At 42.0% G+C, this 22,691-nt stretch carries 21 protein-coding genes; 17 read left to right on the forward strand and 4 right to left on the reverse strand.

Annotation, left to right across the window (positions count from 1 at the left end):
- The first annotated feature begins 50 nt into the window (after window positions 1-50).
- From pyrD to AC5FX4_RS10690, 6 genes are all read left to right on the forward strand, one after another.
- Window positions 51-1,061 (forward strand): quinone-dependent dihydroorotate dehydrogenase, encoded by a 1,011-nt coding sequence (gene pyrD, locus AC5FX4_RS10665; protein WP_493606374.1) that lies wholly within the window; start codon window positions 51-53, stop codon window positions 1,059-1,061.
- 125 nt (window positions 1,062-1,186) lie between these two features.
- Window positions 1,187-1,714, forward strand: a complete 528-nt coding sequence (locus tag AC5FX4_RS10670) for a cell division protein ZapC domain-containing protein (protein ID WP_493606375.1) — start codon at window positions 1,187-1,189, stop codon at window positions 1,712-1,714.
- Window positions 1,715-1,773: 59 nt separating this feature from the next.
- A complete protein-coding gene (gene rlmKL / locus AC5FX4_RS10675) occupies window positions 1,774-3,885 on the forward strand; it encodes a bifunctional 23S rRNA (guanine(2069)-N(7))-methyltransferase RlmK/23S rRNA (guanine(2445)-N(2))-methyltransferase RlmL (RefSeq protein ID WP_493606376.1) in 2,112 nt (703 codons plus the stop codon).
- Window positions 3,878-4,108 carry a glutaredoxin family protein gene (locus tag AC5FX4_RS10680; protein WP_493606377.1) on the forward strand — a complete coding sequence of 77 codons (231 nt, stop codon included), beginning with the start codon at window positions 3,878-3,880 and terminating at the stop codon, window positions 4,106-4,108. The genes rlmKL and AC5FX4_RS10680 overlap by 8 nt, the downstream gene beginning before the upstream one ends.
- 1 nt (window position 4,109) lies before the next feature.
- Window positions 4,110-6,023, forward strand: a complete 1,914-nt coding sequence (gene uup, locus AC5FX4_RS10685) for an ATP-binding cassette ATPase Uup (protein WP_493606378.1) — start codon at window positions 4,110-4,112, stop codon at window positions 6,021-6,023.
- Window positions 6,024-6,034: 11 nt separating this feature from the next.
- Window positions 6,035-7,771: a DUF3466 family protein gene (locus AC5FX4_RS10690; protein WP_493606379.1), complete on the forward strand. Its 1,737-nt coding sequence runs from the start codon at window positions 6,035-6,037 to the stop codon at window positions 7,769-7,771.
- Between the two features lie 64 nt (window positions 7,772-7,835).
- Here AC5FX4_RS10690 and AC5FX4_RS10695 read toward each other — a convergent pair whose 3' ends face one another.
- Entirely contained in the window at window positions 7,836-8,342 is a 507-nt protein-coding gene (locus tag AC5FX4_RS10695) for a DUF2062 domain-containing protein (protein WP_493606380.1), read from the reverse strand.
- Window positions 8,343-8,372: 30 nt separating this feature from the next.
- On the opposite strand from AC5FX4_RS10695, the gene AC5FX4_RS10700 reads away from it, so the two are divergent.
- The 7 genes from AC5FX4_RS10700 to AC5FX4_RS10730 all read left to right on the forward strand — a co-directional run bounded on the left by AC5FX4_RS10700 (window position 8,373) and on the right by AC5FX4_RS10730 (window position 15,977).
- Window positions 8,373-10,592: a DNA internalization-related competence protein ComEC/Rec2 gene (locus AC5FX4_RS10700; protein WP_493607808.1), complete on the forward strand. Its 2,220-nt coding sequence runs from the start codon at window positions 8,373-8,375 to the stop codon at window positions 10,590-10,592.
- 150 nt (window positions 10,593-10,742) lie between these two features.
- Complete coding sequence (msbA, locus tag AC5FX4_RS10705; RefSeq protein ID WP_493606381.1) at window positions 10,743-12,479, forward strand: lipid A export permease/ATP-binding protein MsbA; 1,737 nt, start codon at window positions 10,743-10,745, stop codon at window positions 12,477-12,479.
- Window positions 12,480-12,481: 2 nt separating this feature from the next.
- A complete protein-coding gene (gene lpxK, locus AC5FX4_RS10710; protein ID WP_493606382.1) occupies window positions 12,482-13,462 on the forward strand; it encodes a tetraacyldisaccharide 4'-kinase in 981 nt (326 codons plus the stop codon).
- Window positions 13,452-13,649 (forward strand): Trm112 family protein, encoded by a 198-nt coding sequence (locus tag AC5FX4_RS10715; RefSeq protein WP_493606383.1) that lies wholly within the window; start codon window positions 13,452-13,454, stop codon window positions 13,647-13,649. The genes lpxK and AC5FX4_RS10715 overlap by 11 nt, the downstream gene beginning before the upstream one ends.
- Window positions 13,637-14,302: a TIGR01621 family pseudouridine synthase gene (locus tag AC5FX4_RS10720; RefSeq protein ID WP_493606384.1), complete on the forward strand. Its 666-nt coding sequence runs from the start codon at window positions 13,637-13,639 to the stop codon at window positions 14,300-14,302. The genes AC5FX4_RS10715 and AC5FX4_RS10720 overlap by 13 nt, the downstream gene beginning before the upstream one ends.
- A gap of 1 nt (window position 14,303) precedes the next feature.
- Window positions 14,304-15,104, forward strand: a complete 801-nt coding sequence (tcdA, locus tag AC5FX4_RS10725) for a tRNA cyclic N6-threonylcarbamoyladenosine(37) synthase TcdA (protein WP_493606385.1) — start codon at window positions 14,304-14,306, stop codon at window positions 15,102-15,104.
- Between the two features lie 102 nt (window positions 15,105-15,206).
- On the forward strand, window positions 15,207-15,977 hold the full coding sequence (locus tag AC5FX4_RS10730; protein ID WP_493606386.1) for a substrate-binding periplasmic protein: 771 nt from the start codon (window positions 15,207-15,209) through the stop codon (window positions 15,975-15,977).
- 17 nt (window positions 15,978-15,994) lie between these two features.
- Here AC5FX4_RS10730 and AC5FX4_RS10735 read toward each other — a convergent pair whose 3' ends face one another.
- The 3 genes from AC5FX4_RS10735 to AC5FX4_RS10745 all read right to left on the reverse strand — a co-directional run bounded on the left by AC5FX4_RS10735 (window position 15,995) and on the right by AC5FX4_RS10745 (window position 19,014).
- Entirely contained in the window at window positions 15,995-16,402 is a 408-nt protein-coding gene (locus tag AC5FX4_RS10735) for a SufE family protein (RefSeq protein ID WP_493606387.1), read from the reverse strand.
- A 5-nt stretch (window positions 16,403-16,407) separates the two neighbouring features.
- Window positions 16,408-17,625: an aminotransferase class V-fold PLP-dependent enzyme gene (locus AC5FX4_RS10740; RefSeq protein ID WP_493606388.1), complete on the reverse strand. Its 1,218-nt coding sequence runs from the start codon at window positions 17,623-17,625 to the stop codon at window positions 16,408-16,410.
- A gap of 102 nt (window positions 17,626-17,727) precedes the next feature.
- Window positions 17,728-19,014, reverse strand: a complete 1,287-nt coding sequence (locus AC5FX4_RS10745) for a citrate synthase (RefSeq protein ID WP_493606389.1) — start codon at window positions 19,012-19,014, stop codon at window positions 17,728-17,730.
- 395 nt (window positions 19,015-19,409) lie between these two features.
- On the opposite strand from AC5FX4_RS10745, the gene sdhC reads away from it, so the two are divergent.
- The 4 genes from sdhC to AC5FX4_RS10765 are packed head-to-tail and all read left to right on the forward strand — an operon-like array spanning window position 19,410 to window position 22,628.
- The gene (gene sdhC, locus AC5FX4_RS10750) at window positions 19,410-19,787 is read left to right on the forward strand and encodes a succinate dehydrogenase, cytochrome b556 subunit (protein WP_493606390.1); all 378 of its coding nucleotides are present in this window, start codon (window positions 19,410-19,412) and stop codon (window positions 19,785-19,787) included.
- Window positions 19,778-20,125, forward strand: a complete 348-nt coding sequence (gene sdhD / locus AC5FX4_RS10755) for a succinate dehydrogenase, hydrophobic membrane anchor protein (RefSeq protein WP_493606391.1) — start codon at window positions 19,778-19,780, stop codon at window positions 20,123-20,125. The genes sdhC and sdhD overlap by 10 nt, the downstream gene beginning before the upstream one ends.
- Window positions 20,126-21,898, forward strand: coding sequence for a succinate dehydrogenase flavoprotein subunit (gene sdhA / locus AC5FX4_RS10760; RefSeq protein WP_493606392.1), 1,773 nt, complete (start codon window positions 20,126-20,128; stop codon window positions 21,896-21,898). It begins immediately after the preceding gene.
- A 10-nt stretch (window positions 21,899-21,908) separates the two neighbouring features.
- On the forward strand, window positions 21,909-22,628 hold the full coding sequence (locus AC5FX4_RS10765) for a succinate dehydrogenase iron-sulfur subunit (RefSeq protein ID WP_476291102.1): 720 nt from the start codon (window positions 21,909-21,911) through the stop codon (window positions 22,626-22,628).
- The last annotated feature ends 63 nt before the right edge of the window (window positions 22,629-22,691 follow it).

Consider the following 22,691-nt stretch of genomic DNA (forward strand, 5'->3'; position numbering starts at 1 on the left):
ATCTACGCTTAGCGTAGAACACTGTTACTTAGGATCTTTAAGGAGTTTTCATGTTTTATGATATTGCACGACGCTATATGTTTAGCCGTGATGCTGAATGGGCACACGAGTTTGCATTAAGCAATTTGCGTCGCTTCGCACACACGCCTCTAAGCGTGGCTTGGTCACAGTCTGTTGCCGATAAGCCAGTTAACTTCCTTGGATTAGAATTTAAAAACCCGGTTGGTTTGGCCGCTGGGTTAGATAAGAATGCAGAATGTATCGATGCGTTTGCGCAAATGGGTTTTGGCTTTATAGAGGTTGGAACCGTGACACCTAGGCCACAGGCGGGTAACGATAAGCCTCGTATCTTCCGTTTACCTGATGCACATGCAATCATTAACCGGATGGGCTTCAATAACAAAGGTGTCGATAACCTAGTCAACAACGTTAAAAACGCCAAATATGATGGGATCTTAGGGATCAATATTGGTAAAAATAAAGATACGCCAAATGAGCAGGGCAAAGACGATTATATCTATTGTATGCGTAAAGTATTTGAGCATGCATCGTATATTACCGTGAACATATCCTCACCGAATACACCTGGGTTGCGTGATCTTCAGTACGGTGATGCGTTGGATGATTTATTAGAAAGTTTGAAAAACGAACAAATGGATTTGATTGCAAAACACAATAAGTCGGTGCCGATGCTAGTAAAAATCGCGCCGGATATTGATGCGGTTCAAGTTGCACAAATAGCTGAATCCCTTATGAAAAACCGCATAGATGGGGTGATAGCAACCAATACAACGCTAGAAAGAGAAGCCGTTATTGGTATGCAACATTCGCAGGAAGCTGGTGGTTTATCAGGGCGTCCAGTTCGCGAAAAGTCAACTTATGTGGTCAATGAACTTAAACGTATCACTGAAGGAAAACTGCCAATTATTGGCGTTGGTGGTGTCGACTCAGCAGAAGCCGCACGCGAGAAGTTAGATGCTGGCGCTTCTTTGTTACAAGTGTATACTGGCTTTATTTATGAAGGTCCTGAGTTAGTGAAAAGGATCGTGAACGGTTTATAATGATCAGTTATATAACAAAATGATCGTAAACAAATTGTTCTTATAAATATTTTCCCACTATATAATTTTTCGTTATACTCCTGCGTACTATTCAATAAAAACAAATAGTAGGCAGGAGGTCAGTTTTGCAAGCATCTAAAGAGTGGCAGTGGGTAAGTTGTCACCAAAGAAATCGTTTGCTTGTAGACTTGGGTGAAGACATGGTTCTTTGCACCCCTTTTCGGTTGCGCCAGTTAACCGAAGACGCTGCTGTTAATCCTCATTTTAGTCTCAACGAAGCGTCGTATTACCAAAATGTATTCGCTTATCTTTGTGATTTCAATATGTGGTCTGAACCACAATGCTGTCAAATTGCACTTAATGCAACGGCGGCTAAGTTTTATTTATTACCTGTTCAAGCAAAGAGCTGGTTTTTCAACACATATCGAGGCACTACCCCCTGTACCGAGGCAATCGTAAAATTGCAATCACAACAGCAAGATGGCGACTTCTTTATTGTGGAGCAATCAGAAGGCACATGTCTATGCATTAGTTTAAGCCCTGAGTTTGCCCTCGATGAAAACCTCACGTTAGAGCAGTTCCAAGCGATCAAGGTACTAAACGATCGTATTCACCCCCTATTAGGTTGTAATAAAATTTCCAAAATGGCGTGATCAAGCTCCGTCTAACCTATGTTATACTCGCTGCTAATTGATTATAAAGGGTTAGTACATTGCAATTTATCGCGCTCACTTCCATTGGTATTGAACATCTTCTGGCACAAGAGATTGAACAAGCGGGTCTAGAAGTCTCCAAACAAAGCGTTGGCTCAGTTCGTTTTAATGCTGATAACTTACAAGCACAAAAGTTCTGCTTAACGACACGTTTTGCAACACGTGTCATGTTGATGATCGATGAAAGTGAAGAAATAAAAGATAAAACTGCACTTTACAAGTTCGCACGTTTTCAAGCGTGGCAAGACTGGTTTGGTCCAACTCAAACATTTGCTATCGAATTTAATGGCACAAACACCGAGCTAAAAAATACACAATTCTCTGGTCTGGTTATTAAGGATGCCATCGTTGACTATTTTAACGATCTCTATGAGCAGCGTCCAAACGTAGATAAAGCTGATCCCAATATTCGCGTCATTGCTAAATTAAACAAAAACAAATGTGCGCTATACATTGATTATTCAGGCCCTCGTTTGTCCGATAGAGGTTATCGTACTCGTCAGGGTAAAGCGCCAATACGAGAGCATCTTGCAGCAGCACTCGTTAAACGTAGCGGATGGCTTGAAGATACGACAAGGCCTTTGTTCGATCCTTGTTGTGGCTCAGGCACTTTGTTGATTGAAGCAGTATGCATGGCAAATAACATCTATACCAACTTGAACCGTGAATTTGCCTTTAAACGTCTACCTAGTTTTAGAAAAGCGAAGTTTGATGAGATCAAAGCACAGTTAAAGTCTGATCAAATTGACACAAAGTTGTGGATCATTGGATCGGATGTCGATGAGAAAGTGATCAATGTAGCGGCGCAAAATGCTGAGCGAGCAGGTGTTTCAGAGCACATTGAATTCAAAGTAAAGGATGCTAACACCCTCGACACAGTCGCAAAACGACCAGGTGTGGTACTGAGCAATTTACCTTACGGTGAGCGCTTAGGTTCAATGGCTGAGCTTGTGAATTTATATCGCAATATGGGTATCGCCTTTAAAAAGCATTTTAAAGACTGGCGTTTGGCTTTGCTCGGCACGGATGATAGTTTGTTTAAACTGCTCAAGCTGTCGCGAGAAAAGCGTTACAAATTTAAAAATGGGCCAATTGACGTTGAACTCAATATGTATGAGCTTAATGAACGTCAGGTGACTCAAAACGAACAAAAAACGGGACTTAACTTTGAGGGGTCTAGTGCGTTTGCCAATCGTTTGAAAAAGAACAAGCAAGCGCTAAAAAGCTGGATTAAAAAAGAACAGATCAATGCTTATCGTGTTTATGACGCGGATATTCCTGAATACAATGTAGCGGTAGATGTTTATAACGACTCTGCCGTCATATTTGAGTATGCGGCACCTAAAGAAATTGATGACAACATTGCGCAAAAGCGTTTGCAAGATGTGATCACTTTGACCGCTGAGCAATTAGAAATTGCGCCAGAAAACATCGCTGTTAAAGTGCGTAAAAAGCAAAAAGGCGAAGCGCAATATACGGCAATGGATAAACAACACCGTTACGATACGGTTGAAGAATTTGGTGCCAAATTTAAAGTTAATCTATTCGATTATTTAGATACAGGTCTATTTTTGGATCACCGTTTAGCACGCCGTTATATTCAACAAAATGCTAAAGATAAGCGCTTTTTGAATCTATTTTCATATACCGGTTCGGCTTCTGTGCATGCAGCTTTAGGGGGCGCTAAATCAGTCACAACTATCGATATGTCAAAAACTTACCTAAAGTGGGCCGAAGAAAACTTTGCTTTAAATAATCTCAAAAACCCGCGTTATCGTTTTGAACAAGCAGATTGCCTTAAATGGTTAGAGCATGCTCAGGGGCAATACGACCTTATTTTCTTAGATCCACCGACATTTTCTAATTCAAAGCGAATGAAAGATGTATTCGATGTACAGCGTGATCATATTCAATTGCTGACCTGGGTTAAAAAGATTTTGAGTCCAAAAGGCACTTTGATTTTTTCAAACAATAAACGTGGCTTTAAAATGGATGAAGTAGGTTTAATAGGGCTAGGCTTAAAGGCTCAAAATACCTCTGACGAGACTTTGTCACCAGACTTTAAGCGTAACAAACAAATACATAATAGTTGGTTGATAACCCATGGCTAAGTACGTTTTGTACCACACAGATGGCTGCCATTTATGTGAGCTTGCCCATGAAATGGTAACGCAGCTGATACCTGTCGAGCAGTTTCAATTGGTTGATATTGTTAGCGACGACGCGTTGATGAGTGCTTATCAAACATCAATTCCAGTATTAAAAAGAATCTCTGATCAACAGGCGTTATTTTGGCCTTTTGATCAGCAACAAATTGCACAACTCGTAGAATAATATGGATTTAATCAGAATAGCAAAAGCGCAGTTAGCGTTTGGTACACACCCTTTACTTGATAACGCAGATGCCGTGATCGAAGCGGGTGAAAGAGTTTGTATCGTTGGTAGAAACGGTGCGGGTAAATCAACTTTACTAAAAGTACTTGATGGCGAGGTTTTACTAGATGATGGTGAAATAAACCGCGTTGGCGAATTAAAAGTTTCGCGTTTAGAACAAGATCCCCCCAAGGGCGCGGAAGGTTCGGTATTTGACTACGTCGCGAATGGCTTGCCCGATATCGCAGAGTTACTTATCGAATTTAACCATGTTAGCGAAGCGCTGCAAACCGATCAATCACCGGCATTACTGAGTAAATTAGAAAAGCTGTCTAACAAGATTGAAGCCGCAGATGCTTGGCGTTTTGAAAGTCGCATTAAGTTGGTTTTAAGTCAGCTAGAACTTGAATCAACTATGCGTTTAGAAAAGCTCTCCGGTGGCTGGTTACGTAAAGTGGCACTGGCGAAGGCATTGGTGAGTGATCCTGATCTTTTACTTCTGGATGAGCCAACCAACCATTTGGATATGAACAGTGTTATTTGGTTGGAACAATTCTTAAAAGAATTTAAGGGTGGCATCGTCTTTATTTCTCACGATAGGGCGTTTATCCGTGCAGTTGCCACACGCATTCTCGATTTGGATAGAGGTCAGCTAATCTCTTATCCTGGTGACTATGCTAAATACCTTGAACAAAAAGCCCATGACTTGAAAGTTGAAGAAACTCAAAACGCGCTGTTTGATAAAAAGCTTGCAGAAGAAGAAGCGTGGATCCGCCAAGGGATCAAAGCGCGAAGAACACGCAATGAAGGACGTGTTAGAGCGCTTAAAGCACTTAGGAGCGAGCGCAAACAACGTGTTGAGCAAGTAGGTAAAACAGACTTCAACATTGAGACGGCAGAGCGCTCTGGTAAGTTAGTATTTGAAGCGCAACACGTTCAACATGCATTTAAAGATAAAGTGATCGCGAAAGATTTTTCTACCCTAGTTATGCGTGGCGATAGAGTGGGCCTTGTTGGTCCCAATGGGGTAGGTAAAACCACACTGCTTAAGCTTCTATTTGGAGATTTGGCGGCTGATGGTGGCAAGATCAAACAAGGCGTTAATCTTGAAGTGGCATATTTCGATCAGTATCGTGAAAAGCTAGACGAAGAAGCCACGGTGCAAGATAACGTTGCCGAAGGTAAACAAGAAGTCATGATGGGTGGCAGAAGCCGTCATGTACTTGGTTATTTACAAGACTTTTTGTTTCCGCCTGCACGAGCGAGAACGCCTGTAAAAGCGTTGTCAGGCGGTGAAAAGAACCGTCTACTGCTTGCTAAGCTATTCTTGAAGCCGTCCAATGTTTTGGTACTGGATGAACCAACCAATGACCTAGATATTGAAACTCTGGAATTGCTTGAAGAAATCATAAATCAGTATCAGGGTACTATTCTGATCGTAAGTCACGACCGTGAATTTATAGATAACACCTGTAACTCTGTATGGGCGTTTGAAGGCAGTGGCCAAATTACAGACATCGTTGGCGGGTATACTGATTATGAGCAGTACGTTGCAATGCGCCAAGCACAAGCCAAAGAACTTGAAAAACAGGTTAAACAAGAAGCTGAGAAGCAAGTTAAACAGGCAAAAACGAATAGCAACAAAACCACCAAGCTAAGTTACAAATTAAAACTTGAATTAGAGCAGTTGCCAAGTAAAGTAGAGGCACTTGAATTGGCACTAGAGCAACAACAAGAAATCGTTAATGCCCCAGACTTTTTCAAACAAGATTCGCAGACAACACAAGCTGCGTTGAACGAATTGGCTGAACTTGAGTCGAAGCTTGAAACCGCGTTCGAGCGCTGGGAAGAATTAGAAGCATTACAGAATCAGTAGTAAGGATTAAAATGAAACAAACATTTTTGGCTGCGAGTATTTTTGCTGGTCTAAGTGGCCAAGCACTGGCAGCAACCTATCAATTAAGTGAATTACAGCGTTATGAAAACGGTAAATATACTTTTATCTCAGATGCGAACGACAATGGACAGATCATTGGCGCTGCAAGCAGCTTATTCGGTTTGCCAATTGATGTCAGTTATATTGATTTTGACGACGCGACGCTTAAAAACGCCTATGACAACACCAAAAGTGCGTATGAATCTATCGATGAAGAAATCACTTTTACGCTGGAAGATATAAAAAATGGTGTTGCGGCGACAAATGCAGACGCGAATGTGTTTATGCTTAACTTTTTAAGTGGTCGTTCTGGTTCAGCACAATATCAAAAATTTAATGACAGAATTGCGCTCAACATTGATGCGGTAGCAGCGCAAGAGCAAATTCTATTTGATATCGAAAGCGATGATACCAACGGACTGACTCGTTCTACAGCAAACTACCTAACTGCATTGAGTGAAGATGGTGTTGTTGTTGGCTGGGGTTCAGCGCCTTACGCAAAAATGACGTTCAGACCTGAGAATGAATCTGAAGATGAAACTTACTTTGTAAGAGATTGGAGTTCTCGAGGTCTTGTCATCACGCCACAAGGTGAGCAAGTTGTATTAGAGCCAGAGTTTACTGAACATGGTGGCTCAAGTATCGCAACCGATATCAAAAAGTTAGATGAAGGCGGCTATATTGTTGTGGGTAATAGCAGTACCGGCATTCCAGAAAATCGTCAAAATAATTACAACGACAACTGTGATAATAAAGATGAGCCTGAGAAGGTGTGTGTTTGGCAGCAACAAGTTGCGAGACAGTTTTATGATTTACGCGCTTTTCAATGGAAATTAGATGACAATTTTAACATTGTTAGCACGACAAACTTGGGGCTCGGTCTAACGCCTAAAGATGACGAAGATAACGCATTTGTGAGTACTGCACTTGCAGTGAATAAATCAGGTATTGCTGTTGGTTACTCTCCGTATCGAAAAGGGGACGACTTATATCCCTACGGCTTAGCGGGTTACTTTGCAGATGGTCAATTTACGCCATTCCATAAGTTAGAAAAATGGTATGAAACAGGTAAAGCGGTTGATATTAATAACAATAATGTCGCGGTTGGCTATACAGCATTGCAAGTGCGAAGCTCGCTTACGGAGCAGTATGGTTTTTATTACGACATTAATGATAAAAAGTTAACCGAAATGCCTTACTTCTTTAAAGGTTCGCGTACCGTTGTAACGGATATCAATGACGCGGGCTACATTATCGGTCAAGCAGAGATTGAAAAGAGCAGTTCTAGCAACCGTCGTAGAGAAGGCTTTATCTTTAAAATAGGTGAAGATAAATTAACAAATATCAATGATTTATTGCCTTGTAAAGACAGTAGTGGCAACAACTATCCATACACAATTGCTGAGGCGATTAAAATTACCGAAGCGAACAAGATCTATGCCATTGCGACAAAAACTGTAGAGCGTAGAGATAGGCTAGGTAATATTGAAAAAGACAGTGATGGTAATATCGAGTATGAATCAGTGACTTTACCAGTACTACTTACGCCAGTACCAAATGGAACTGTTGAGGATTGTGCACCGCCTGAAGCTGAAACTTATGAGCGTAAGTCAGGTAGTTTATCAGTGTTCGCACTTCTGGCATTGCCATTTGCATGGTTAAGACGTAGAAAGCTTACAGTAGCTTAAAGAGACTTTAAAGCAGACACAAAAAAAGCCCTTAAGGGCTTTTTTTGTGTCTATACTCAAGTGGTTATTGATGGCGTGCCGCCCAAGCTTTGTTAACGGAACGACGCCACAAATAGTCTATGCCGAAGTAGCCAATTATAGCGGCTGAACACGCACAAATCAGTGAACCAACAATGAAAGCGGGTCCGATGGTGCTCAGACTTTGAGAAAGCCATTCCCAGCTTGCTTCAAAATGGAAAGGTTGAGTTTCTTGGCCGAGTGCAAAAACGCCAACTAAGTAGGAACAGTAGAAAATTGGCGGCATAGTAAGTGGGTTAGTTAACCACACTAAGGCGACAGACAAAGGTAAGTTAACGCGGAAAGGAATTGCAAAAGCGGCCGCTAAAACCATTTGAAAAGGGACAGGGATGAACGCAAAAAATAGTCCAACAGAGAACGCGCCTCGTGCTGAGCGTCTGTTGAGATGCCATAAATTAGCGTCGTGCAATAAACGACCAAATATCTTTAATGATTTCTGCTGCTTGATCTTATTATGATCGGGTAAAAAGCGTTGGATCGTTTTCTTAGCCATAACTTGCAACCATATACGTCAGTTCTCTTGGTGTGTGGATTCATTTTTGGCTGCATCGTGACTGTCTTTTTTTATAAACAGTGGCCGTTTTATAGCAGCTGTATTTTTATGATTGTTGTTGTGCGTTATTTTAAGCCGTTTTGCTTCGTTTTGTTAGGGTTTATTTTCGCTATTTTTTCAATCTGGGTACATTACACTGTTTTCTATAAATTTGATTATGACGTAGAGACCTTAAAAGAAGGCATAACGATTGTTAGCCAACTGGAGCGTGAACTTAGCGACGGTTATTTTACAGCCAAAATTTTACATATGAATGGTAACAAGTTGCCTTGGTTTAAATCGGTAAGAGCAAATTTATCTGTCCCAGAAGTAAGTAAGGAGCTGCAAGAAGGAGCGATCGTAACCTTTAACGTGAAGTTAAAACCGTATCGAAGTAGAAAAAATTTTCTTGTTTTTGATAGCGAATTGTATGCATTTGCCAACCACATTTACTTCAAGGGAAAAGTCACCGACATTGCTCATATCTCTCCAGCCAAATTTGGACTTGTGACACGATACAAAGCTTGGCTATGGTCACATTTATCCGAGTTTAAATTGGCTTGGTTGTATTCCACACTGCTTAGTGGAGATAAATCGAAAATAGCAAAGAGCGATAAAATAATGATGCAAAAGTTGGGTCTGAGCCACACGCTCGCTGTATCTGGATTGCATATCGGTATCATTTATGGTTTGTTTTTTTATTGTTCCCGTTGTCTGTTTTTGCTTTTAGCCAAGTTCGACTTTTCATTTAAGCAAAGTATCGATATCAACGTAACAGGGATGATCTTTGGCCTTTGCGCAGCATTGGTTTACGTACTACTTAGTGGTGCGGGAATACCCGCACAGCGAGCATTCATCATGCTTAGCGTGTTTATCATGGCTTATGTAAAAGGTAAACAAATCGTCAGCTACCACACGCTACTGTTCGCTTTGGCAGCAGTGTTATTCTTAAACCCATTTTCTTTGCTTAATGCGGGTCTGTATTTTTCGTTTATTGCCGTATTAAGCATCTTTTTCTGTATTAAACTAATGAAATGCAAGATAGGGATTGGCGTTCTGTCTCATTTGCTTCAATTAGTGCTAATGCAGTTTGCACTATTAATCGCCCTTGCACCGCTGAGTTGGTTGTTTTTTAACGGAATCAGCATCTGTTCTGTACTGACTAATTTGATATTTATTCCATTGTTATCATTCGCTATTTTGCCAGCCTTGCTAGTGATTTTGTTGATGAGTGCGTTGGGGATATCAATTTCAATGTTTACTATCGCAGACACGGGATTAGCGAGGTTGCTGACTAGTTTTGAGCGAATCTTTGCCGATTATGGCTGGTTCAATTTGCCTCCTATTGAGTGGGGGTATGTAGTGGCGTTATATCTTTCTCTTATTTTGTTTTTAAGCCTCACTTGGTTCAGATGGTTAGCCTTGATCCCCATAATTTCTTTATTCGGGCATAGTTCATTTGCGCCAAAAATACAGTGGCAAATTGACGTGTTTGACGTCGATCATGGTACTGCGGTACTGATTTCAACTGAAGGACATGCCGTACTTTATGATTTAGGCACGAAATACTTTGGGCATTACTCTTTGTTTGAACATGTTGTACAACCATATATTGAGACAAAGCGCATAACACTCAAGCATGTGATTTTAAGCCATCAAGATAAAGATCATGTTGGTGGAATCGATGAGTTACTCAGGTTTTCTGGAAAAGCACCGTTACGTGCGTTTCATCATTATGATCCAAGTTCTAGTTGTCAGGTAACAAAGGAAATATTGGGCATACTTACAATAGAATCATTGTGGCCAGATAAACCAATGCGCTCGGATAACAATAACTCTTGTGTGGTGAAAATTTCCGATGGTCGGACTTCAATATTGCTACCTGGTGATATTGAGAAAACTGCTGAGCAAATATTGGTGCGAAAATATGGCCAAAGTTTACAAAGCGATATTTTACTAGTGCCACATCACGGTAGCAAAACATCATCAAGCCTCGGCTTTATTAACGCTGTTTCTCCAAAAGTTGCAATATACTCGCGAGCGTATCACTCGATTTGGCGTCTTCCAAATGAAGGGGTAGTAGAAAATTACAATGCGTTAAATGTAAAACAGTTTGATACCGCGACGGATGGCCATATCAGAATTAAATTTACTAAGTCTGATCAAATTATAGAAACCGCGCGAGGAACATACGGCTATTGGTTTTTATAGCCAAGTTGCACCAATTTGAGCTTTTCTGGCTACTGGCCTTGCAGTTTGCTTGTTTTGGCTCCATATAATTGATTTTAGCGACTTATCATTTTGTTTTTATGGTGAGCGCAAGTACAATGGGCGGGTTTTTCCCCTAAGCAGAGAGTTTTTATGCAGCAAAGCGCTAAACAAATCTACAAACGGCTTTTGAGATATACCTTCGACTATAAAGCTGTTGCTATCTTGTCTGTGGTAGGTATGTTGGGCTATGCGGCGATGGATGCACTGTTTATTAAATTGATGCAGCCGTTCATAGACAAAGGGCTGAATGAAAGAAATTTAGAAGTACTGCAATGGGCGCCAATCGTCGTGATTGCCTTGGTGGTCGGTCGTGGTATATTTAATTACATGGCGTCGTATTGCATGACCTATGTTGGCTCTCAAGTCGTTAGAGAGTTAAGACAGCAGCTATTTGAACGTATGTTGTATTTACCCGTGTCGTTTCATGATCAGCATTCCAATGGTGAAATGATCTCTAAAATAACCTTTGATACGGAGCAAGTTCAGCAAGCGGTTACTAAAGCACTACAAATAGTTATTCGCGAAGGTGCGTTTGTCGTATTTGTGTTAGTGGGTATGTTCACGGCTAGCTGGCAACTTACTTGTCTGTTTTTAATCATCATTCCATTGGTTGCGCTCATTGTTAACATCGTATCTAAGCGATTTAGAAAAATCTCAAAAAATATTCAAGATGCAATGGGTGAAGTGACGCGTAGCTCTGAACAAATGCTAGTAGGTCACAAAGTAATACATGGCTTTGAAGGCCAAACCAAAGAAATCACTCGCTTTGCGGATGTTAACAATCGCAATAGGCAGCAACGTGTAAAAATGGATGCAACACGGGCTATCAGTGTGTCGGTGATCCAAATTCTAGCAGCAAGTGCAATGGCATTGGTATTGGCTATTCTAGGTACAACGTCGATGATTGATACCATTACATCGGGTGCCTTTATTAGTTTACTCACTTCTATGATGATGATGTTAAGGCCTCTTAAACAACTGTCTAACGTGAACGGCGAAATGCAAAGAGGGATTGAAGCCGCGAGAAGTATTTTTAAAATACTCGATACACCCATAGAAAATGACACAGGCACAAAACAGATCACATCTTGCACAGGTGAGATTGTAATTAAAGACTTAACCTTTTGTTATCCAACCAAGCAAGAGCCTGCAATTCGTGATTTAAACTTGCATATTAAAGCGGGCGAAAATATTGCTTTGGTAGGTCGTTCTGGCTCTGGTAAATCAACGCTCTCTAGTTTATTACCTCGTCATTACGATATTGAATCGGGTGAAATATTACTCGATGGTCATGCCATACAAGATTACAAGCTTAAAGATTTACGTCGCCAGTTCTCTATCGTATCTCAGCAAGTTGTGCTTTTTAACGATACCATTGCGAACAATATAATGTACGGTCAAGAAAAACCACTCTCAGAACAAGCACTCGAGCTTGTTGTTAAACAATCACATGTTTGGGAGTTTGTTAAAGACTTACCAGAAGGGCTTAATACGATGGTCGGCGAGAATGGCGTTATGTTGTCTGGCGGTCAACGTCAACGCATTGCCATTGCGCGTGCTATTGTGAAAAATGCACCGATACTTATTTTAGACGAAGCAACATCGGCCTTGGATACGGAGTCGGAAAGGTTGATCCAGGATGCATTGGATGCCTTGATGGAAAATAAAACGTCAATTGTGATCGCACATCGTCTTTCAACCATTGAAAAATCAGACAGGATTTATGTGCTTGAACAAGGTCGCATTGTGGAGCAGGGAGATCATCAAGCATTACTCGCCAAAGATGGTGTTTATGCAGCGCTATGTAAAATGCAGCATGGAGCTTAGTTTTGAGCTTCATTGAGGATAGTTGGTATAAGCGAAAAGGTTTGCTTACTGTCTTATTGCTACCACTAAGTGGACTCTTCTGGGTGATAAGTAGTTTGCGACGTGTGAGTTTCAAAATTGGCCTAAGTAAGGCTTTCTCTGCACACGTCCCCGTTATTGTGATTGGTAATATAGGTATTGGTGGTAATGGCAAAACGCCTTTTGCTTTGTGGCTCGTTCCTTATTTGCAAGAGCTTGGTCTTAAGGTTGCAGTGATAAGTCGAGGGTATGGATCTAAAGCGCCTTTTTATCCGTTTGAAGTAACCGCGAATAGTTCGGTTATAGAGGCGGGTGATGAGCCGTTCTTACTTGCTTCTCGTTTAAATTGTCCTTTAGTTATCGGTCCCGACAGACAAGCCAGTTGCCAGTATCTCAAAGAAAACCATGATGTTGATATTATTGTCTCTGATGATGGATTACAGCATTACAAGATGAACAGAGACATTGAGTTGTGCATTGTTGATGCAAAACGCCGCTTTGGTAATGGCTGTTTGATCCCCGCAGGCCCTTTAAGGGAGTTACCTTCACGATTAAAGAGTGTCGATCTCGTTATAGAAAACGGGGGGAATGTACCATTTAGCTATCAGCTAGAAAGTATGGGTATTTTTAGAGTACGAGACAATGAAATGTGCAGGGACTTTGTTCATGAAGGGAGCGCCGTTAGTGCGATAGGTAACCCGCAGCGGTTTGAACAGAGCTTAATTGAGCTCGGTATTACAATTAATGCGAGCAAACATTTTCGTGATCATCATGCATATTGTCCAGCCGATTTTGACGAATTTGCGCAGGGTGCCGTTTTTATGACCGAAAAAGACGCGGTAAAATGTCAGGCATTTGCTAAAAACAATTGGTACTATTTACGCGTTGATGCACAGCCTACAGAAGCTTTGCAATCAGCATTGTTAACCTTATTAAAATCAAAAGAGATCCATCATGGCATTTGATAGAAAACTATTAGAGATAATCGCCTGTCCTGTATGCAAGGGTAAACTGCAGTACGACAAAGAGAACAGCGAATTAATCAGCACTGCTGCCAAGCTTGCGTATCCAGTTCGCGATGATATTCCCGTTCTTCTTGAAAATGAGGCTCGCGAATTGAGCGCTGAAGAAATGGAAAAATGGCACGCATAACAATCGTTGCGGATGAGCAAGATTATGTTGTCGCAGTGAAGTCTGCGGGGATTAGTTTTCACTCTGAAAACGAGGCGGGGTTTGTTGTTCAGTTAGAAACACAACTTGTTATGAAGTTGTATTCAGTGCATAGGCTCGACAAGGTGACATCTGGACTGATTATCCTCGCCAAGTCTAGTGAAGCAGCGAGTAAACTCAGTGCTTTGTTCGCGCAAAAAAAGATAGATAAAGCTTACTTGGCATTGATCTCGGATAAACCTAAGAAAAAACAAGGTTGGGTGAAAGGCGATATGACGAAAGCACGTCGTGGAGCCTATAAGCTGTTAACATCAAATGAGAACCCCGCGATAACGCGATTTTACTCCATGAGCATAGAGCCAGGCCTACGTGCCTGTATTCTTAAACCATTCACGGGCAAAACACATCAGCTTAGAGTGGCGCTTAAGAGCCTTTCAGCGCCGATTCTGGGCGATGAGCTATATGCTGGGCAAGTGAGCGATCGAGTTTACCTACATGCCTTTGCATTGCGCTTTGAGTGGAATGGGGTGGAGAAACAATATTTTACGGTGCCAGAACCAATGGGACTGTTCGGTAAATTAATTAATCATGAAGGGTTCGCCGATTGGCAAAACCCTTGGCAGTTAGAGTGGTAATATGACTGATCAACAAACACAACTTCGTTTTGGTGGAATAGGGCGTTTGTACGGTGCTCAACAGCTAGGCTGGCTTGCCGAAGCAAACTTTTGCGTGGTTGGTATCGGTGGCGTAGGTAGCTGGGTGGCTGAGGCTTTGGCTAGAACAGGCGTAGGTCGTATTTGTTTAGTTGATTTGGATGATATTTGCGTAACCAATGTAAACAGACAAATTCATGCACTTTCAGACTCGATTGGTGAGCAAAAAATTGAGGCGATGGCGCAGCGACTTAAACAGATCAACCCCAGTTGTGACGTTGAGCTTATTGACGATTTTATTACGCTTGAGAATATCTCAGAGTACATCAACGACTTTGATTATGTGATTGATTGCATCGATGCGGTTAAAGAAAAAGCCGCGCTTATTGCCCATTGCAAACGTCGTAAAATTCCCGTGATCACCACAGGCGGTGCGGGTGGACAAACGGACCCGAGCCAAATTCAGTTTGGTGATGTGGCCAAAACCACACAAGACCCACTGCTTGCCAAAGTCAGATATTTGCTGCGTAAAAATTATAATTACTCAACTAATCCAAAGCGTAAGTTTGGTGTTGATTGCGTTTACTCTACTGAGCAGTTGGTTTATCCGACCCAAAGCGGTGAGGTGTGTATGGCTAAGCAGCAGGCCGATGGTAGCAAAAACATGGATTGTGCAACGGGGTTTGGATCTGCCACCATGGTTACCGGCACATTTGGCTTTTTTGCCGCATCAAGAGCTATCCGTAAATATTTGGATAAAAAGGTTAAGCTCGTTAATAGGTGAGTTATTTGTTGAGATCGGCGGCCAGATAGCCGTCGTTCTTAATACCGTTACGTTGGCAACGATGCTATGCTTTGTTTTTATCAACGTTGTATCGATAATCACATGCAGTATATTCTCATCTTCATTTTTATCCTATCTATGCAGTTTTCTTCAGTTGCACAAGCTGAGGGCATACGAGTCGTTACAGAATATCTAGAACCATACCAAGTTAAGACCGATGATGACCAACTGGGCGGATATATGACAGATATCGTGAATGCCATGTTTGTATTGACTGGTGATAAATATAATATCGAAGTTATGCCTTGGGCACGTGCTTATGAGACGGCACTGAACGAGCCAAATGTTATGATCTATTCAATTGTGCATACAAAAGCCCGTAGCCAGCAATTTGAATGGGTAGGAGAGGTACCCAGTGCGAGGATCTATCTTTGGGGACTGAAAAGTAAATTTCCAGATGCTACTTATACACTAAATACGCTCCGATATTTTAATACCGCAGTAATAAGAAGCTCTAATGTGGCTCAATACTTAACGACAAATCGTTTTCAAGAACTCGTGCCGGTTAGTTTTGAAGAGCAACTGTTAAAGTTGCTTGTAAAGGATCGTATAGATCTCATCGCTGGCACAGAAGAGACTATTTGGAAGCGTGCCGTAAAAGAAGGTGTGGAATTAGCCTCTCTAGTGAAAGTCATTGAGTTAACAGATTTGAATATTCATGTGAGCATTGCATTCAACAAAAACTCCAAACCCTTATTAATTGAGCGATATCGAAAAGCATTTTTGACACTGAAAAACTCTGGAGAATTGCTTCGGATAAAAAGAGATTGGTACGTACGACAACACTTCAAAGATGAAATAAACAGCCAATAACTATAAAGCAGGCCGTTTTACGCCCACTGAATAATTTGCTGTTGGATAGTATCAACGATTGCTTTAATTCCATTGCCTCTTGATGGGCTCAAATGCTTAATTAATCCTAATGTTTCGAACTCGTGATAAGCGTCAATCTGTTTTGCTTGTGCAGGGGTTTTACCGTTGTACATTGCCAGTACGATTGCGAGCAGCCCCTTCACAATACGCGTGTCTGAATCGCCAACTAACAGCAGGTTTTGTTGCTGCTCGTCCAATTCAATGTGTAACCATACATTGCTTTCGCAGCCAGTGACTTTGGCCTGCTCTGTTTTTAAAGCCTCAGGCAAAGCAGGAAGCTTTTTACCAAGCAACATGATTTCACGATAGCTTTGTTGCCAGCCAGATGTGTTGGAGAGTGTGGTATGTATTTCTTGATAAGTCACAAATTTTATCCTTCGATCAGCTCAATACTATTTTGTAATGCGCTGATAAAACAGTCAATATCGTCTTTATTATTGTAAAAAGCTAAACTGACCCGTATGGTGCCATTTAAGTTGAGTGCTTGCATAAGTGGCTGCGTGCAATGATGGCCACTTCTCACGGCAACACCATAACTGTTGAGCAACATCGCTAGGTCATAGTGATGCTCTGATTTGTATGAAAAACTCACCGTACCAATGTTATTAACCAAGTCGCCATACAGCCTAACACCTTCAATCGCGGATAATTGTTCGACTAAATATGCGAATAATGCTTGTTCATATTGATGCATTTGTTGAAAATCGATGGCATTCAAATAATCTAATGCCGCGCCAAACCCCAAAACGGCAGAAATATTTGGTGTTCCCGGCTCAAATTTAGCTGGCGCGTCTCGAAATGTGGTTTTTTCAAAACTGACATGTTGGATCATTTCACCACCTGTTTGATAGACAGGCAATGCATTGAGCAATTCATATCGTCCATACAGTACACCAAGTCCAGTTGGGCCAAGGGCTTTATGGGCTGATAGAACATAGAAATCGCAGTCTAGCGCTTTTAAATTTGGCCTAAGGTGCAAAAAAGCTTGTGCGCCATCTACCAGAGTGACTGCACCGTGCTTTTTGGCTTCAGCTACCAAAGTTTGCACATCCTGAATGTTACCTAAGGTATTAGAGGCATGCGAGCAAGCGAAGATTTTAGGTTTGAATTCAGCAATTTTTTCGACTGCGGTTTGAGTGTCAACTATACCCAGTGACGTGACTGGTATGACTTCAAGTTTTGCGCCAGTGCGCAGCGCCAGCTGTTGCCAAGGCACAATGTTCGCGTGATGTTCTAATGCAGTAATTAGAATAATATTATTTTGCGCTATGGACTGAGTTAACCCTGAAGCAACGAGATTGATACTTTCTGTCGCGCCGCTGGTCCAAACAAGCTCTTTTGCGGATACCTGAAGAGTCGTTGCTAATTTTTCTCTTACGTATTCGTATTGAGATGTAGCCCGCTCACTGAGTGTGTGTAAACCTCTATGTACGTTTGCATTATTTTTTTCATAAAACAGATTTATTTCATCGATCACAGCCTGAGGCTTTTGGCTGGTGGCACCTGAATCTAGATAGACTAAAGGATTACCTTCTACTATCTGTTTTAGAATAGGGAAGTTATCTCTGAGCTGCGCGATATTGGTCATGCAAAAATCCTTGGGTAAAGCGAGGGGGGATTTTAATGATAATTTGCATCAAAGCCAATAAAAAAGGCCGCACTAGGCGGCCTAAAACGATTTTTACCGAGCTTATCTATCTGATGCTGGCTTGTAGTCGCGTTGTGTGTAGCCAGTGTATAACTGACGAGGGCGACCAATTTTGTGACCTGGCTGAGATAGCATTTCATCCCAGTGTGAGATCCAACCAACAGTACGCGACATCGCGAAGATAACGGTGAACATGCTTGTTGGGATACCAATCGCTTTGAGGATGATACCTGAGTAGAAATCTACGTTAGGGTATAGTTTCTTCTCGATGAAGTATGGGTCTTCCAATGCGATTTGTTCTAGCTTCATCGCAACATCTAACAATGGATCTTGGATGTTCAGTTCTTTAAGAACTTCATGACACGTTTCACGCATTACTGTCGCGCGCGGGTCGAAGTTTTTATAAACACGGTGACCAAAGCCCATTAGACGGAACGGGTCGTTCTTGTCTTTTGCTTTAGCTACGTATTCGTCGATACGATCAACTGAACCGATTTCTTCTAACATGGTTAGACATGCTTCGTTTGCACCACCGTGGGCAGGACCCCAAAGTGACGCAATACCTGCTGCGATACACGCGTAAGGATTTGCACCAGAAGAACCAGCTAGACGCACTGTAGACGTTGATGCGTTTTGCTCGTGGTCGGCGTGAAGCATGAAGATTTTATCCATTGCTTTAGCAAGGATAGGGTTCACGTTGTACTCTTCAGCAGGTACTGAGAACATCATGTGTAAGAAGTTTTCAGCATAGCTTAAGTCGTTGCGAGGATACACAAATGGTTGACCTACATTGTACTTGTACGCCATCGCTGCGATTGTCGGTAACTTAGCAACAAGACGTACCGCGCTGCGGTGACGTTGTTCTGAGTCAGAAATATCTAGATCATCGTGGTAGAAAGACGACATCGCCCCAACAACGCCACACAGCATTGCCATTGGGTGTGAATCTACGCGGAAGCCTTGGAAGAATACTGCAATTTTCTCGTGTAACATGGTGTTACGTGTGATTTCATCTGCAAATTCAGCATGTTGTTCAGCTGTTGGTAACTCACCGTTTAGTAAAAGATAACAAAGTTCGATGTAGTTCGATTTTTCTGCAAGCTGTTCAATTGGGTAGCCGCGGTGTAACAATACGCCTTTCCCGCCGTCAATGTAGGTGATAGATGACTCGCACGAACCTGTAGACATGAAACCTGGGTCATATGTGAAGTGTCCATGAGCACCTAGTGTGCGAACGTCAATTACGTCTTGGCCAGCTGTGCCTGAGTAAATTGGAAGCTCGATCGGGTCGTGACCTTCAATATGTACTGTGGCTTTCTTATCTGCCATCTACTTATCTCCTATGAAATAACAATTCTGATTGTTATGTTTGATACTAATGTTAAGCAAATTCTGATCATTTTAACGTACAACAGGGGTGGAAAGTCAATTTTTCTAAGAATTATGCAAATATGTATAATAAATATTCTGTATGGATTAAATATTATACCATTGGCTAATTCGCAAGCATCTCAATCTAAACAAGAATTGTAAAAGCCCGCTCGGCCTTATATACTGTCAAAGGTTTTATACCGTATCGTCTGTGGGTAAACCTATTTTTACGAAAAATTGATCGGTTTTTTGGAAAAACAGGTTTATTTAGAGTGTGCCATTTGTGTTCATGCAAGTGGATTTTATAAAAACAAGTAGATGAGCTCCTTAGTGGGCAAGATGGGCAAGTAACTGTGAAAAAGCAAAGACCTGTAAATCTAGATCTTACGACTATATCGATGCCGGCAACGGCTAAAGCGTCGATTCTACACCGTGTAACTGGTGTAGCATTGTTCTTCGCTTTAACTTTTGTCATTTGGGCTTGGTCTGAGTCTCTTTCTTCTCCTGAAGGTTTTGAGTTTGTGAAAGGGCTGTTTAGCGGCTTTATTGCAAAATTCATCGCGTGGGGCACCATCAGTGTGTTGGCTTATCACCTAATCGGTGGTATCCGCCATATGATCCAAGACATGGGTCACTGGGAAGAATTAGAGTCTGGCAATAGCAGCGCGAAAATTGCAATTGCACTTTCTGTAGTATTAGCAATTTTAGCAGGAGTGTGGATATGGTCTTAAATCAAGCAACTCTCAAGCGTGACGGCGTACAAGATTACGTTTCATTGCGTACAACCGCATTGATCATTGCAGCATATGCAGTATTTATTGTTGGTTATTTACTTCTTACTCCAGAACTAACATTCGAAGCGTGGACAGGTTTGTTCTCAAATCTAGCTGTTAAAGCAGCAACAATCGTTACTTTAGTGTGCATCATGGTGCATACGCGTATCGGCCTTTGGCAAGTGCTTACGGACTACGTAAAGTGCTCAACGATGCGTACGGTACTTGGCTTCGTTTTAAACTTAATGGCCCTTGCTTACGTAGCAATTGGTCTGTTTGTTCTGTGGGGTGTTTAAGTGAAATACAATACTCGTGAATTTGATGCTGTTGTAATCGGTGCCGGTGGTGCTGGTATGCGTGCAGCGCTTGCTATTTCTGAATCAGGCAAAACTTGTGCATTGATTTCTAAAGTTTTCCCAACACGTTCTCACACTGTATCTGCGCAAGGTGGTATCACTGTTGCACTAGGTAACTCACACGAGGACAACTGGGAATGGCACATGTACGATACGGTTAAAGGTTCTGATTTCATCGGTGACCAAGACGCCATCGAGTACATGTGTCAAACAGGTCCTGAAGCTATCACTGAACTTGAGAATATGGGTCTACCGTTTTCTCGTTTTGAAAATGGCCGCGTTTACCAGCGTCCTTTCGGTGGCCAGTCTAAAAACTTTGGTGGTGAACAAGCGGCTCGTACAGCTGCTGCGGCTGACCGTACAGGTCACGCATTGCTTCACTGCTTGTACCAACAAAACGTTAAAAATAAAACCAACGTTTTCTCAGAGTGGTACGCACTAGATTTAGTTAAAAACGATAACGGTGATGTAGTAGGTTGTACTGCAATCGATATCGAGTCAGGTGAAGTGACTTATTTCAAGTCTAAAGCTGTTGTTCTTGCAACCGGTGGTGCTGGTCGTATTTATGCCTCAACTACTAATGCGCACATCAATACTGGTGACGGCGTTGGTATGGCAACGCGTGCTGGCATTGCGATGCAAGACATGGAAATGTGGCAGTTCCACCCAACAGGTATTGCTGGTGCGGGTACGCTAGTAACTGAAGGTTGTCGTGGTGAAGGTGGTTACCTTCTAAATAAAGACGGCGAACGCTTCATGGAACGTTATGCACCAAATGCGAAAGACTTAGCGTCTCGTGATGTTGTTGCTCGTTCAATGATGACTGAAATTCGTGAAGGTCGTGGTTGTGACGGTCCTTGGGGTCCACACATCAAGCTTAAACTTGATCACCTTGGTGAAGAAACACTTAACCTGCGTCTTCCTGGTGTATGTGATTTGTCTAAGACATTCGCACACGTTGACCCTGCGAAAGAGCCAATCCCAGTAATCCCAACATGTCACTACATGATGGGTGGTGTACCTACAAACGTAAACGGCCAAGTATTGAGCGTTGACGAAAATGGTAATGGTAAACTAGTTGAAGGTTTGTTCGCGGTAGGTGAAATTGCATGTGTATCTGTACACGGTGCTAACCGCCTAGGTGGTAACTCACTACTTGACCTTGTTGTATTCGGTCGCGCTGCTGGTAACTTCCTTGGTCAATATCTTGCTGATGCGCAAATTTCTAAAGATGCATCAAGCGATGACATCGATGCCGCATTTGCTCGTTTCAATCGTTGGGAAAACTCAACGAAAGGCCAGGGCGAAGATCCGGTTCAAATCAAGAAAGACCTACAACAGTGTATGCAACTTAACTTCTCGGTATTCCGTGAAGGTGATGCGATGGCTGAAGGTCTACAGCAGCTTAAAGAAATTCGTGAGCGCTTGAAGCACGCACGTCTTGACGATAAATCGACTGAGTTCAACACTCAGCGTATCGAGTGTTTAGAGCTAGACAACCTAATGGAAACTGCGTACTCAACTGCTGTTGCTGCAAACTTCCGTACAGAAAGTCGTGGTGCTCACTCTCGCTTTGACTACCCAGATCGTGATGACGAAAACTGGTTATGCCACACGGTATATAATCCAGTAACGGAAGGCATGAGTAAGCGTGAAGTTAACTACGCGCCTAAGACTCGTGAAGCATTCCCACCTAAAGCACGTACTTACTAGGAGCTAAGCGATGGCAACTTTAGAATTTTCTGTTTATCGTTATAATCCTGATGTGGACAATGCACCACGTATGCAGGATTACACGCTTGAAGTAGAAGAAGGTCGTGACATGATGGTGTTGGACGCGCTTTTACTTCTAAAAGAGCAAGACCCAACGTTATCTTTCCGTCGTTCTTGTCGTGAAGGTGTATGTGGTTCTGATGGTGTAAACATGAACGGCAAAAACGGCCTAGCATGTATCACGCCTATTTCAGCATTACAAAAGAATGGCAAAGGCAAAATCATTTTACGTCCGTTACCTGGTTTACCAGTTATTCGCGACTTAGTTATTGATATGAGCCAATTCTACACTCAATATGAAAAAGTTAAGCCTTTCTTAATTAACGACAAACCAACTGGTGGTGTTGAGCGTCTTCAATCTATTGAAGAGCGTGAGCAACTAGATGGCTTGTATGAGTGTATTTTATGTGCGTGTTGTTCAACGTCGTGTCCTTCGTTCTGGTGGAACCCAGACAAGTTCATTGGCCCAGCAGGTCTTTTACATGCTTATCGTTTCTTAGCAGATACCCGCGATACAGCAACAGAAGAGCGTTTGGCAGACCTTGACGATGCGTTCAGCGTATTCCGCTGTCACGGTATCATGAACTGTGTTAGCGTATGTCCAAAAGGCTTGAATCCAACTAAAGCCATTGGTCAGATTAAATCTATGTTGTTAAATCGTTCGGTTTAATACATATTTAAATCCTTAGATGGCATGCTCCGGCATGCCATCTTGTTATCAATTAAATTTCTG

It is taken from the genome of Pseudoalteromonas sp. ATL1, from assembly GCF_058933015.1.

Coding starts and splice junctions, on each gene's coding strand:
- pyrD (WP_493606374.1), top strand. CDS start 51: ATGTTTTATGATATTGCACGACGCTATATGTTTAGCCGTGATGCTGAA.
- AC5FX4_RS10740 (WP_493606388.1), bottom strand. CDS start 17,625: ATGACCAATATCGCGCAGCTCAGAGATAACTTCCCTATTCTAAAACAG.
- AC5FX4_RS10765 (WP_476291102.1), top strand. CDS start 21,909: ATGGCAACTTTAGAATTTTCTGTTTATCGTTATAATCCTGATGTGGAC.
- AC5FX4_RS10720 (WP_493606384.1), top strand. CDS start 13,637: ATGGCACGCATAACAATCGTTGCGGATGAGCAAGATTATGTTGTCGCA.
- AC5FX4_RS10695 (WP_493606380.1), bottom strand. CDS start 8,342: ATGGCTAAGAAAACGATCCAACGCTTTTTACCCGATCATAATAAGATC.
- AC5FX4_RS10715 (WP_493606383.1), top strand. CDS start 13,452: ATGGCATTTGATAGAAAACTATTAGAGATAATCGCCTGTCCTGTATGC.
- AC5FX4_RS10745 (WP_493606389.1), bottom strand. CDS start 19,014: ATGGCAGATAAGAAAGCCACAGTACATATTGAAGGTCACGACCCGATC.
- AC5FX4_RS10730 (WP_493606386.1), top strand. CDS start 15,207: ATGCAGTATATTCTCATCTTCATTTTTATCCTATCTATGCAGTTTTCT.
- AC5FX4_RS10680 (WP_493606377.1), top strand. CDS start 3,878: ATGGCTAAGTACGTTTTGTACCACACAGATGGCTGCCATTTATGTGAG.
- uup (WP_493606378.1), top strand. CDS start 4,110: ATGGATTTAATCAGAATAGCAAAAGCGCAGTTAGCGTTTGGTACACAC.
- AC5FX4_RS10690 (WP_493606379.1), top strand. CDS start 6,035: ATGAAACAAACATTTTTGGCTGCGAGTATTTTTGCTGGTCTAAGTGGC.
- sdhD (WP_493606391.1), top strand. CDS start 19,778: ATGGTCTTAAATCAAGCAACTCTCAAGCGTGACGGCGTACAAGATTAC.
- tcdA (WP_493606385.1), top strand. CDS start 14,304: ATGACTGATCAACAAACACAACTTCGTTTTGGTGGAATAGGGCGTTTG.
- msbA (WP_493606381.1), top strand. CDS start 10,743: ATGCAGCAAAGCGCTAAACAAATCTACAAACGGCTTTTGAGATATACC.